Source organism: Micromonospora sp. NPDC005161, from assembly GCF_053599855.1.
On record NZ_JBSFYQ010000082.1, the window covers coordinates 1 to 12,022 of the forward strand.

Consider the following 12,022-nt stretch of genomic DNA (forward strand, 5'->3'; position numbering starts at 1 on the left):
GCGTCACGAGGTGGCGGTGCTGCGGCGACAGGTCGCTCGGCCGCGGGTGGGACTGGGCTGACCGGGCGTGCTGGCCGGCCTGACACGGCTGCTGCGCCGCCGATTGTGGGACGGGTTGTTCGTTCGGCCGGGCACCCTGCTGCGCTGGCATCGGGATCTGGTCCGCCAGCGCTGGACCTATCCGAGCCGACGCGGCCGGCGACCGGTCACCGGGAAGATCCGCGGTCCGGTGTTGCGACTGGCCAGGGAGAATTCGACCTGGGGCTACCGCAGAATTCATGGCGAGCTGCGCCGGCTTGGCTACCGGGCGGTGCCAGTACCAACTGGGTCATCCTCAACCTGGCCGGGATCGATCCCGCTCGGAAGCGGTCGGCGGTGACCTGGCGGCAGTTCCTAGGGGCCCAGGCGCAGGGCGTCCTGGCGGTGGACTTCTTCACCGTCGACACGGTGTTGCTGCGGCGGCTGTACGTGCTGTTCGCGGTCGAGGTGGGCAGCCGGTGGGTCCATGTGCTCGGCACCGCACATCCGGTGGAGGAGTGGGTGGTCCAGCAGGCCCGGAACCTGCTGATGGACCTTGGCGAGCGAGACGACCGGTTACGGTTCCTGCTCCGGGATCGCGACACGAAGTTCAGCGCCGTGTTCGACGCGGTCTTCGCCGCCGCAGGCATCGACGTCCTCACGACACCAGCGCGGGCACCGCGGGCCAACGCGTACGCGGAGCGCTGGGTCGGCACGGTACGCCGTGAACTGCTTGACCGCGTGCTGATCTTCGGGCGTCGCCACCTAGAGTCGGTGGTAGCCGAATTCGTCGACCATGACAACTCGCACCGTCCACACCGTTCGTTGGCACAGGCACCGCCGCTCGGACCGGCCCAACCGCCGGTCGCCATCGCTGGCCGGCGGGTGCTGCGGCGTGATCGCCTCGGCGGCATGGTCGGCGAGTACTCGCAGGCCGCGTAGGCTGACCGACTTTCAGACACCCACAGGGCATCGCCAGCCACCCTCCGCGCTGCTGGACCGCCTCGACGAAGACCGGCATGTTCGCAGCGGCGGTGTCCTCGGTGGCGCCGTCCCGGCAGCTTCCCAAAGTCGATCACGCCCGTCACCGCACTGCAGGCACCGACATCGCGGCCAAACAAATTGCTCAAGGCGGTAAACCGTACGCGCGCGGGATGCAACTTACGGATGACGACAAGCTCGCAGGCCTGCGGAAGTCGGCAGACATCCACGAAGAGCGGAGAGACGTGTGTCTCCTAGAACCTCCATTGTCGGATTTCGACGGACTCGCCTGGTTGCCGCAGTTCTCGCCTGCGCGCTGGCTGGCACAGCCGGTGCCGTCATCGCAGGACACGAACCAGCCGCCAACGCCAGCGAACAAAAGAACGGTGGCAAGCATCACCGGGTTGTAACGTCGCCGGACGCCCCGGCCGCGATAGGTCCGTACTCCCAGGCCATAGCTGTGGGAGAAACCCTGTACCTGTCCGGCCAGCTTCCCATCGACCCGGTCACGAACAAGCTCCTGGCGAATGCGTCCATTGAGGACCAAACGCGCCAGGTCTTGAGGAACCTCGATGCGGTGCTGCGGGCCGGTGGAATGACCCTGGACAACGTCGTCAGCACCACGGTCTATGTGGCAGACCTCAATGAGTTCGCCCGCTTCAACACCGCGTACGCCGAGTTCTTCGGCAGTAAGCCGCCGGCCCGGGCCACCATCCAGGTGGCGCGGGTGCCGCAGGACGCCAAGGTCGAAATCTCCGCTATCGCGGTGCGATGACTCTACCTAGAAGGGGGACACAACTATGCTGAACACCGCCAACGCCCCAGTCCCTGGGGACACGCCGCCCCAGATTTCGCGTCGAGGCCTTCTCCAGTTCCTGGGCGCCGGCGCGGGCGCCGTCGCCGCGGGTGCGGCGGGGTTGAATTTCGCCGCCGCCTCTCCCGCGGCGGCATCCCCGCTGACCGCTGCCGGGTCGTCGTCGTTGCCGCTCGCGAACGACGCGAACTTCTGGCGCCAGGTCGAGAAGCTGTTCACCCTCAACAAGAAGGTCCTCTTCATGAACGTGGGGACAGTCGGCTCCCCACCCCGCGAGGTCCTTGACGCTCTCGACAAAACGAATCGGGACGTCGCCCGTGACGCCCTCTCCGCCTACAGCGACTTCGCCGACGTCCGGGCCGTCGCGGCTCGTGGATACGGCTGCGACGTGGACGAGCTCGTCATCTCGCACAACACCAGTGACGGCATGTCGAAGATCATCGCCGGGCTGAATCTGCGCGAGGGTGACGAAATCCTGACGACCAATCACGAGCACGGAGGCGGCCTCGTCCCGATGGGCATGGCCCGGGATCGGCACGGCGTTGTCATCCGGAAGGTGGCCCTGCCCGTGGGCAACGACCAGCGGGCTGAGGACTATGTGGAGCTGTTCCGCAAGGCGATTACCGCCAAGACCAAGGTCCTTCTGTTCTCCGCTCCGACGTACAAGACCGGGACGATGCTGCCCATCCCGATGCTGGCCAAGCTCGCCCAGGAATATGGCCTGACCAGCGTTGTGGACGGAGCACATATCCCCGGGATGATGAACTACAGCTTCCACGAGCTAGGCGTGGACTTCCTCGCCGGCTCCGCCGCCAAGTGGCAGTGCGGTCCGGGCGGAACGGGCGTGCTGTATATCCGCAACAAGGTCCTGTCCCAGTACAACCCGAACCCCCTGCCAGAGTTCTGGCCGGTCGTGTCCAGCAGCTATCCGGCGGAAGGCGGCGTACCGCCCCGCTCGACGACCGACAAGGAGAGCTACAACATCGGCAGTTACCTCCAGTCTGTCGGCAACGGCAGCCTGGCCTTGAACACCGGAGTCAGGACCGTCTGCGAGGTGTGGGACCGCATCGGACGACAGCGCATCGAAGACCACGTCGTCGGCCTGTCGTCGTACCTCAAGGAACTCGTCGCCGAGCGGTGGGGGGTCCAATCGTTGTACTCCCCGAAGGACGACTCTCGCCTGGTCTGCGCCCTGACGTCGTTCAACCCGTTCCGCAATCGCACCGATGTGCTCAACGCGGACAAGTCGGCCGAGTTCGTCGCGCGGATGAGCGACGAGTACGGGATCACCATCCGTAACAGCGACTTCCCCGTCATCGGATCGGCCCAGTCGCATCGCCCCGTCCGCATCTCAACGCACCTGTTCCACCAGAGCCAGGACGTTGACCGGCTGGTCGACGCGGCATGGAAACTGTCCGGCAAGATGGCCTGACAGCGGCCACGAGGCAAGGGGCGAGCGTTCGCGACGTCAGCGGGCGCTCGCCCTGCCGTGCGCCGCCGGCCCGGTGGTGGGCCGCCATGGCGCCGAACCCAGGTCAGGGTATGATCACGACACCATCGAGCCCGACCTTGCTCCCAGGGGCCACCGGCTGGTCATACGGCGTCGGTCTGGTGTGGTGGTGATTGCTGAGAGCCCACAGCCCGACCACATCAGCCAGGGCGAAGATCAGCAATGCCAAGATGACGGTGAGCAGCCGCCGGCGCCGTTCCCGCCGCTGCCATTCGCTGCGGGCGTTTGCATATGCATCCGGGGAAGTGACGGCTGTGGTCGCCAGCACCTGGAGGGTATCCCGCAGCCGGGTCTCGGTCTCGCCGATACTCATCGGGACGCGCCCATGAGCGTAGCCAGGGCGGCCATACCCCGGAAGATGTGTGACTTCACCGCCCCAGTGCTGATGCCCATGGCGCCGGCGATGTCAGCCTCCCTCAGATCCAGCCAGTAGCGCAGCACCAGCGCCTCGCGCTGGCGCACCGGCAGCTGCCGTAGCGCCGCCACAACCGCTCGCTGACCCTCCCGCAGCAGCACGGACGATTCTGCCGAGTCCACGACGCTGGCCTGGCCGGGGGGCAGCTCGTCTCCGGCATGACGGCGACGCACCTGCAGATGCCGGACGTGCATACGGGCAAGGTTACACACGATCGACCTCAGGTACTGTGGCGCTGCCGCCGGATCACGCAGCCGGTACCAGCGTCGATGTAGCTCGCAGAACGCCTCCGAGACCAGGTCCTCGGCGTCGTGGTCGGCGCCCAGCAGGAAGGCAAGTCGGACGAGCTGGCCGTGCAGTGAGTCGAACAGGGCGATCATCGCGGCTTCGCGTTCCACATCGTGGAGGTCGAGGCCGGGACCGTCCGCCAGCGGGCCGTCCGCCGGAAGCGGCACTCCTCGATGTTCCGCGCCGGCCGTGCCGGACGGGTTCGCTCCCGAGTCGTCGGGGTTAGGGCCGACAATCTCGGATTGCGCAGGCCGGTTGCGGCGATCTGAGGTGCCGTGGCGCTGCGTTCGATCGAGGTTCATGACTGCACCGAGCGCGAGGCCGCGGCCGGCAGCGTCCGCGTACTTCGGCGACCCACCGTCCGATCCAGCCCCCGGACGGGCCCCCATCGTCGCAACAGCAGCTCGGCCACGACGACGACAGCGAGGTTGACCGCGAGCCCAAGCAGCCCCGGATACAGCTGCGTGCTGACCGGCCCGAGGGACACCAGTACGGTCGGAGAGAACCCACCGTGGGCGACCATCGCAGTGCCCGCAATCATCCCGACGAACCAGCCGGTCAGCAGGGCTAACCGATGCGGTGCCCGGGATGCGAGGCCGAGGACCAGAGCAGGCAACGTCTGCAGGACCCACACCGCACCCAGCAAGTGAAGGTTGATGGCGTTCTGACCGTGAAGGCCCATGGCGAAGCCCAAGGCGCCAAGCTTCACGACCAGCGACACGACCCGGGCCACCTTGGTCTCCTGCTCCGCGGTCGCGGTCGGGTTGACATACTCCACATACACGTTGCGGGCAAACAGGGCCGAAGCCCCGATCGACATGACGGCGGCCGGTACCAGCGCCGCCACCACCAGGGCACCCAGCACGGCCCCGGACAGCCATGCAGGTGCCAGCTCGCGCACCAGCATCGGGACGGCGAGCTCGGCCCGTCCCGGCGGCGGCACGAGGCTCATGGCCAGCGCGGCCACGCCAAACACCGCGAACAGGCCCAGCAGGCCGGTCCAGCCCAGCAGCGTCACCGCCGATCGCCGAACGACGTCGTCGCTGCGGGCTGAGAACGCGACCATCAGCACATGCGGAAACGCGAACAGCGCCAAAGCTGACCCCAGCGCCAACGACACGTACGCAGGTCCCAGCGCTGGGTCCAGCACGACGCTCAAACCGCTGTCCCGCGCGGTGATTGTCCGCTCCGCCGCGGAGAACAGCTCCCCCGGTGAACCGACCCGGATCCACACGAGCGCCGCGATCGACACGGCGGACGCCGGGACAAGGACCGCCTTTCCAATGGAGACAGCACTGGGCACGCGCAGCCCGTGCCGGTAGGTCGACACAGCAAGTACCGCAAACACGACGGTGAGCACCAGGTCTCCAACCACACCGCCCGACTCCACCCCGAGCACGCTGAGCACCGCCCGTATGCCCAGCAACTGCAGGGCGATGTACGGCATCGTGGCCAGAATCCCGGTGAGTGCCACCGCAAGCGCCAGGCCAGGGGAGCCGTACCTGCCGCGGATGAAGTCGGCCCCCGTCACGTAGCCGTGAGTGCGCGCGATGCCGGCCAGTCGTGGCAGGACCATGAAGGCCAACGCATAGACCACGACCGTGTACGTCAGGGCGTAGAAGCCGACACCGCCGGAGCTGAACACCAGCCCGGGAACGGCCAGGAACGTGTAGGCGGTGTAGATCGTGCCGCCCAGGACACACCACGTCAACAGGTGCCCGTGGCTGCGGTCGGCCAAGGCCCAGCCGGCCAGGTCGCGTCCCGCGGGCAAGCGGCGACCCCGGCCGCGGGAGGCCACGAGGGCGACCACGGACGCCGACAGGACCACGACCGCGGCGACCGCCGCTCTCACGTCCACTTCCCAAGGTCGGCGTGACAGCAGACTGCGAACTCTGCCATGTGCTGCTCCTCCCATGCCGCTGGCGGGGTCCAGACCCGATGCGGGTAAACCTTCTGGGTTCGGACCGCAACTGAGGTGGTGAGGGAGCCAGCAGGGAGGGACGCAGCAGAGGAAGCAAAGTGATCGAGAGCTAATTAACCAGCTCGAAACTTGAGAATCAAGTGTCAGAGGTGATGGGAGAGACGTATGAACCCAGGCGAGGCGGGCGAGATGGTGGCACCCACCGCACAGCGTGCCCGCGTCTGGGCCTGTCTACAGGCGGTCGCTCTGGCGCTGCCCATGCTGGGCGCGGTGGCCACACCGGTGTTCGCCCGCGCCGAACCGCGACTCTTCGGCGTGCCGTTCTTCCACTGGTACCAGCTCGCGTGGGTCCCCTTGACGGCAGCCTGCTTGGCCTGCGCCTACCTGGCCCATCGGCGTGCCAGGCGGGCGGGTCCGCACTGAGTCCGGCCACCGCGCGGCCCGCCCCGACCATCGCGCGCATCGCACCGATTACCCCCGCATCGACGAACAGGAGCAGAATGTGCCGGCGAAGCCGAGAGCTAGAGCCAAGGACAGCAGCCCGTGGAACTGGCTGTTGTTCGTCCCGATCGTGGTGCCGTTGACCACGCCCGTGTTCAACTCGGACGGACCGCGGCTGTTCGGGTTTCCGACCTTCTACTGGCTGCAACTCGCCTTCATCATCATCGGCGTCTCCACCACGACGGTGGTCTACCAGATGACGAAGAAGCGGGGTGAGCGCTGATGTGGCGCGACCATCTCACCGAGATCATCATCTTCTGCTTGCTGTTCCTGCTGGTCAGTGCCATGGGATTCGTGGCGGCCAGGTGGCGTGCACCCAAGGACATGGCCCACCTCGACGAGTGGGGGCTGGGCGGGCGCAGCTTCGGTGGCTGGATCACCTGGTTCCTGGTCGGCGGTGACCTCTACACCGCGTACACCTTCGTGGCGGTGCCGGCGCTGATGTTCGGCGCGGGCGCGGCCGGGTTCTTCGCTGTGCCCTACACGATCATCGTCTATCCACTGGTCTTCCTGGTGCTGGTGCGGCTCTGGTCGGTGTCGCACCGGCACGGCTTCGTCACCCCGGCGGATTTCGTCCGGACCCGGTTCGGCTCGCCAACGCTGGCCCTGCTGGTGGCGATCACCGGCATCGCCGCCACCATGCCGTACATCGCGCTGCAACTGGTCGGCATCGAAGCGGTGCTCAAGACGATGGGGGTGACCGGCGAGAGCACCATCGCCCGGCACCTGCCGATCATCATCGCGTTCGCGATCCTCGCCGCGTACACCTACAAGTCCGGCCTGCGGGCGCCGGCGCTGATCGCCTTCATCAAGGACATCCTGATCTACATCGTGATCCTGGTGGCGATCATCTATCTGCCGTACAAGCTGGGGGGTTGGGGGGAGATCTTCGACGCGGCGGACGCCAAGTTCGACACCAGCCAGAACGCCGGCGACGGGATCCTGCTCAACGCCAACAACCAGTGGCAGTACATCACCCTGGCGCTGGGCTCGGCCCTCGCGCTGTTCCTCTACCCGCACAGCCTGACCGGCGTGCTGGCCAGCAAGAACCGCAACGTGATCAAGCGCAACATGTCGGCGCTGCCGGCGTACACCCTGCTCCTGGGGCTGATCGCGCTGCTCGGCTACATGGCGATCGCGGCCGGGGTGACCCCGTTGCCGGGGGCCAAGGAGGGCTCGGTGGACAACAACACCGTCGTGCCGCTCCTGTTCGACCAGCAGTTCCCGAGCTGGTTCGCCGGCATCGCGTTCGCCGCAATCGGGATCGGCGCCCTCGTCCCCGCGGCGATCATGTCGATCGCGGCGGCGAACCTGTTCACCCGCAACATCTACAAGGAATACCTGCGGCGCGACGCCACCCCGGCGCAGGAGGCGAACGTCTCGAAGATCACCTCGCTGGTGGTGAAGGTCGGCGCCGTCGCCTGCATCGTCTTCCTCGACCCGCAGTTCTCCATCGACCTGCAACTGATCGGTGGCGTGATCATCCTGCAGACGTTGCCCGCGGTGGCGCTGGGCCTCTACACCCGCTGGTTCCACCGGGGCGCGCTGATCGCCGGCTGGGTCGCCGGGATGGGGTTGGGCATGTGGATGCTCTACCAGGTGGCCAGCCCCACCCGGAAGCACTTCGGTGGCTCGGCGTTCCCGCTGTCGGAGTTCGGCTTCGACACCACCAAGACGATCTACGTAGGCATCGTGGCCGTACTGGTCAACCTGCTGGTGGCGGTGCTCGGCACGCTGATCCTGCGGGCCACGAAGGTGGCCGACGGCGCCGACGGCACCACCACCGACGACTACCACGCCGACGAGGGCGACGCCCGGCTCGTCCCCGCGCCGCGTAGGGAGGCCGGCGTGGACGCGCCCGAACCGGTGGCCTAAACCGATCGCAGGCCCCCTCCCGACCGCCGCCGGTCGGGAGGGGGGCTCACTGATCGCATACGACCACTGACCAAACTTCGGACTTACCGTCTAGACGAACGGGGTCGGGGCAGGCTGCTGCGGCGGCGGGTCCACGAACTGCTCCTACAACATGTGATCCGCGATCGTAATTCGCGGGTCCGATGTCCCACTGGGAGGAATCCTCGTTGGCTGACCCCACTCATCGTTTCGGACCGCAGCCGCCCAACGCACTGGTGCTGCTATGGAGCGAAGACGTCCTGGCCGATGGGCGCGGCCGTGTCTACCTGTCCAACAAGAACCAGGGCCTGTGGATCCTGCGCTGAACGGGACCCAAGAAGCCATCGTGACCGATGTCACCCGCGGCTCGGCGCGATCATCGCAGTGGAAATGGAGTGGCAATGGCCGAGATTACCCGACGCGAGGCGATGAGGACGATGGCGTTCGTGGGCCTGGCACCTGCCGTAGCGCCCAGCTTGTTCAGCGTCATCGACGTTGACAAGCAGACCACGGTTGTGGCTCCGGTCAGATTTGAGGCCAATCTGCTGGAAGGAGACGTCAAGGACGTGACGGTGACCATGACCGAGGGCACCAACATGGCCGCCGACGTGTCGCCCGACGGCACGACGATCGTGTTCGTGCTTCAGACGAGCCTGTGGAGCATGCCCGTTGGCGGCGGCGAGGCGCGCCAGCTCACCGGCTGGCAAGTCGAGGCGGTGTGGCCCGCGTGGTCGCCGGACGGCTCGCGCATCGCCTTCCAGAACTATTCGGACCAGAACTACCAGATCTGGACCATGCGGCCTGACGGATCGGACCTCGTGCAGGTCACGAGCGGTCCGTACGACCACCGTGAACCGGCGTGGTCGCCGGACGGAAGGAAGATCGCGTTTTCTTCGGACCGCAGCGGCAACGGGTCCTACGACATCTGGACCATCGATGTGCAGACGCGGGCATACGAGCGCCGCACCAGCCTGACCACGAATGAGCACTCGCCGGCCTGGTCGCCGGACGGCTCGCGCATCGCGTACGTCGATGGCCGCTTCGTGTACGCGGTGGATGCAGCGGGCGTGCGCCAGGAGCTGGCGAGCATCCCGAGTGGCAGCGCTCAGGCGCCGAACTGGCTGCCGGGTGGGCAGGGTGTCGTATTCCTGAACAACGCCCGTCAGATCGTGCTCGACGGCCAGACCGTCACCTCGGGCGAGGACATCTTCCCCTTCCCGGTGCGCTGGCTGCCCGACGGGCGGTTCCTCTACGCCGGCGACGGCAAGCTTCGCCTGCGTAATGCCGACGGCAGCGGTTTGAGCGATATCGCGTTCAGCGCGCAGCTTAGTGTGCAGCGGCCGGTGATCAAGCCCAAAGACTACCGCTTCGGCTTCAAGGGCGCGCGCCCGACGCACGGCATCCTGGCGCCGGCGCTGTCGCCCGACGGGATGAAGGTCGCCTTCGTCGCGCTCAACGACCTTTGGGTCATGGAGATCGGCAAGAAGCCGGTGCGCCTGACCGATGACAAGTTCCTCGACTGGTACCCGAGCTGGTCGAGAGACGGCGCGAAAATCTATTTCGGGTCGGACCGGCACGGGGGCGGCTCGCCAGAGCTCTACTCCATCGAGCTCGCCACGCGCACCATCACGCGGCTGTCCTTCATACCCGACCACGACGTGGTTGGCGGCGTGATCGCGCCGGATGGCCGCAGCTTCGCGTTCATCAACGACGCCCAGGCGCTGCTGGTCTACGACTTCGCGACGCGCCAGTCCCGGCTGGTTGTCAACCGCGTCGGCGGCGGAGCGACCGTCGGGCGTCCGAGTTGGTCGCCGGACAGCGCCACTATCGCCCTCGCCGACTTCCAACGCAACAACACGCGCTTCCGCGAAGGCCGCAATCTGATCCGCACCATCGATGTCGCCACTGGCGCCGCCTCCTTCCAGGAGCCTGCGCCGCACCCGAACGGAATCTCGGACCGGGTGGAATCAGGGCCCGCTTGGTCGCCGGACGGCAAATGGATGGCCTTCATCATGGATTCCACGCTGCACGTGCTGCCGGTGGACCACAAGGGCGTGCCGACGGGTCCTGCAGTTCAGCTCACGCAGCATGCGGCCGACATGCCGGCCTGGGGCGGCGACTCGCGCACTATTGTCTACGTCAGCAACGACCGGTTGAAGACCATCCGCGTCGACGGCACGGGCGAGCGCGACATCCCGCTGGACCTCAAGTGGCAGCAGGCCGTTCCGGCTGGCCGCACGGTGATCCATGCCGGCGGCATGTGGGACGGCATCAATCCGATCATCCACCGCGACGTCGAGATCATGGTGGTCGGCAACCGCATCCAGACGATCGGCCCCATCGCGCCGGGAGCCAAGGGTAAGGCGCTGGGCCTCGGCAAGAACGACCGGTTCGTGGATGCTTCGAACCTGGTGGTGATGCCCGGGCTCTGGGACTCCCACATCCACACACAAATGCTGGAGTCGATGGGCAACGTAATGGCCATGTTCCTCTCGTACGGCATCACGTCGGTGAGCTGCGTTGGCTGGACGCCCTACCACGCACTCAATCTCCGCGAGTCGCTGGAGGCCGGCAAAATGGTCGGGCCACGTCTTTTTACCGCGGGCGCTCTCGCCGACGGATTGTCGACCTACTACGCCCAGTCGCGGCCGATCAAGGACGAGCGGGTGGCGGACCTTGAGATGCAGAAGGCGCGCATCCTCGAGCTGGACTATCTCAAGGCCTACGTGCGTACACCCGTCTGGCTCATGGCCAAGGTGGCGAAGACGGCGCACGAGATGGGCGTGCCGAGCGGAACGCATCCGCTGTCACCGGGAATCCAGACCGGCTTAAAGGGAATCACGCACCTCTCAGCCACCCAGCGCTCGGGCTTCAGCCCGTCGCTGTCCCCGGGCGGCATTCTCTACCAGGATGCGCTCGCCCTCTTCACCGAGGGCGAGTCCGATATGGCGAGCACGAATCTCGCGCCCGCGCTCATCGGCGATGATCCGATGATCGTACAGGACCGCCGCTTCCAGCTCCTCATGCCGCCGCAGTTCGTGCCGGCCATGCTGCAGGCAGCGCAGAATCCGCCGACCGATGCGCAGCGCGCCTCTATCCGCACTACCTTCAACGCGCTCGCCGCGGTGCTTCGCGCGGGTACGCCCTTCGCGCTCGGCACCGACGCGCCGCTCAATGCGCCGGCCGTTTCGCTGCATCTCGCACTGCGCGCGATGGCCGACGTGACGAGCAACCATGAGGCGCTCCAGACCGCGACGGCGAATGCCGCCCGCTACATGGGCGTGGGGCATGAGCTGGGCACCTTGGAGGAGGGCAAGATCGCGGACCTGGCCATGGTGAACGGCAATCCGCTCGAGGACGTCGCCGATGCCGCTAGCGTGGAGCTGGTGATGAAGAACGGAATCGTGCACAGCGTCGGCGAGATCCTGCAGCCCTACGCCACCTCGGCCGCGTTGCAGGAATAGAGTCGCATTCTTGCCGCGATGCTCGATGACATGCGCGTGCTGCGTGACGCGGCGGCGGAGTACCGTGCGGCGGCGACGGCTGTGGGCCTCGACTGGCCCGATTACGCCGAAGCGCCCGTCGGGCAGCCACCCGACCTGGTCTACCGGCTCTTCGACGTGGACCACGTCGCCGAGCAGCTGACCTGGTTTCAGTCGCAGGGGTGGCACTCGCGGCGGC

At 66.9% G+C, this 12,022-nt stretch carries 12 protein-coding genes and 1 pseudogene; 10 read left to right on the top strand and 3 right to left on the bottom strand.

All coding sequences use genetic code 11. From position 1 onward, the window contains the following. The first annotated feature begins 375 nt into the window (after positions 1 to 375). The 4 genes from ACWD5O_RS35715 to ACWD5O_RS35730 all read left to right on the top strand — a co-directional run bounded on the left by ACWD5O_RS35715 (position 376) and on the right by ACWD5O_RS35730 (position 3,245). On the top strand, positions 376 to 960 hold the full coding sequence (locus ACWD5O_RS35715) for an integrase core domain-containing protein (protein WP_450088024.1): 585 nt from the start codon (positions 376 to 378) through the stop codon (positions 958 to 960). A gap of 77 nt (positions 961 to 1,037) precedes the next feature. Then, on the top strand, positions 1,038 to 1,409 hold the full coding sequence (locus tag ACWD5O_RS35720) for a hypothetical protein (RefSeq protein WP_354967917.1): 372 nt from the start codon (positions 1,038 to 1,040) through the stop codon (positions 1,407 to 1,409). Further along, positions 1,340 to 1,774 carry a RidA family protein gene (locus ACWD5O_RS35725; protein WP_450088026.1) on the top strand — a complete coding sequence of 145 codons (435 nt, stop codon included), beginning with the start codon at positions 1,340 to 1,342 and terminating at the stop codon, positions 1,772 to 1,774. The genes ACWD5O_RS35720 and ACWD5O_RS35725 overlap by 70 nt, the downstream gene beginning before the upstream one ends. A 25-nt stretch (positions 1,775 to 1,799) precedes the next feature. Continuing rightward, positions 1,800 to 3,245 (top strand): aminotransferase class V-fold PLP-dependent enzyme, encoded by a 1,446-nt coding sequence (locus ACWD5O_RS35730; protein ID WP_387329224.1) that lies wholly within the window; start codon positions 1,800 to 1,802, stop codon positions 3,243 to 3,245. A gap of 103 nt (positions 3,246 to 3,348) precedes the next feature. Here ACWD5O_RS35730 and ACWD5O_RS35735 read toward each other — a convergent pair whose 3' ends face one another. The 3 genes from ACWD5O_RS35735 to ACWD5O_RS35745 all read right to left on the bottom strand — a co-directional run bounded on the left by ACWD5O_RS35735 (position 3,349) and on the right by ACWD5O_RS35745 (position 5,878). Further along, the gene (locus ACWD5O_RS35735) at positions 3,349 to 3,636 is read right to left on the bottom strand and encodes a hypothetical protein (RefSeq protein WP_354967903.1); all 288 of its coding nucleotides are present in this window, start codon (positions 3,634 to 3,636) and stop codon (positions 3,349 to 3,351) included. Further along, entirely contained in the window at positions 3,633 to 4,193 is a 561-nt protein-coding gene (locus ACWD5O_RS35740; RefSeq protein ID WP_450088025.1) for an RNA polymerase sigma factor, read from the bottom strand. Before ACWD5O_RS35740 ends, ACWD5O_RS35735 begins: the two co-directional genes overlap by 4 nt. A gap of 131 nt (positions 4,194 to 4,324) precedes the next feature. Further along, positions 4,325 to 5,878 carry a sodium:solute symporter family protein gene (locus tag ACWD5O_RS35745; RefSeq protein WP_450005762.1) on the bottom strand — a complete coding sequence of 518 codons (1,554 nt, stop codon included), beginning with the start codon at positions 5,876 to 5,878 and terminating at the stop codon, positions 4,325 to 4,327. A 234-nt stretch (positions 5,879 to 6,112) separates the two neighbouring features. On the opposite strand from ACWD5O_RS35745, the gene ACWD5O_RS35750 reads away from it, so the two are divergent. The 6 genes and pseudogenes from ACWD5O_RS35750 to ACWD5O_RS35775 all read left to right on the top strand — a co-directional run. Continuing rightward, positions 6,113 to 6,370: a DUF3311 domain-containing protein gene (locus ACWD5O_RS35750; RefSeq protein WP_354967906.1), complete on the top strand. Its 258-nt coding sequence runs from the start codon at positions 6,113 to 6,115 to the stop codon at positions 6,368 to 6,370. Positions 6,371 to 6,449: 79 nt separating this feature from the next. Continuing rightward, positions 6,450 to 6,671, top strand: coding sequence for a DUF3311 domain-containing protein (locus ACWD5O_RS35755; RefSeq protein ID WP_354967907.1), 222 nt, complete (start codon positions 6,450 to 6,452; stop codon positions 6,669 to 6,671). After that, a complete protein-coding gene (gene mctP, locus ACWD5O_RS35760) occupies positions 6,671 to 8,323 on the top strand; it encodes a monocarboxylate uptake permease MctP (protein ID WP_354967908.1) in 1,653 nt (550 codons plus the stop codon). The genes ACWD5O_RS35755 and mctP overlap by 1 nt, the downstream gene beginning before the upstream one ends. Before the next feature lie 206 nt (positions 8,324 to 8,529). After that, complete coding sequence (locus ACWD5O_RS35765; RefSeq protein ID WP_450005765.1) at positions 8,530 to 8,667, top strand: hypothetical protein; 138 nt, start codon at positions 8,530 to 8,532, stop codon at positions 8,665 to 8,667. Positions 8,668 to 8,742: 75 nt separating this feature from the next. Further along, a complete protein-coding gene (locus tag ACWD5O_RS35770) occupies positions 8,743 to 11,805 on the top strand; it encodes an amidohydrolase family protein (RefSeq protein WP_450005767.1) in 3,063 nt (1,020 codons plus the stop codon). Between the two features lie 18 nt (positions 11,806 to 11,823). After that, positions 11,824 to 12,022, top strand: a pseudogene (locus tag ACWD5O_RS35775) (hypothetical protein); the annotation flags it as partial.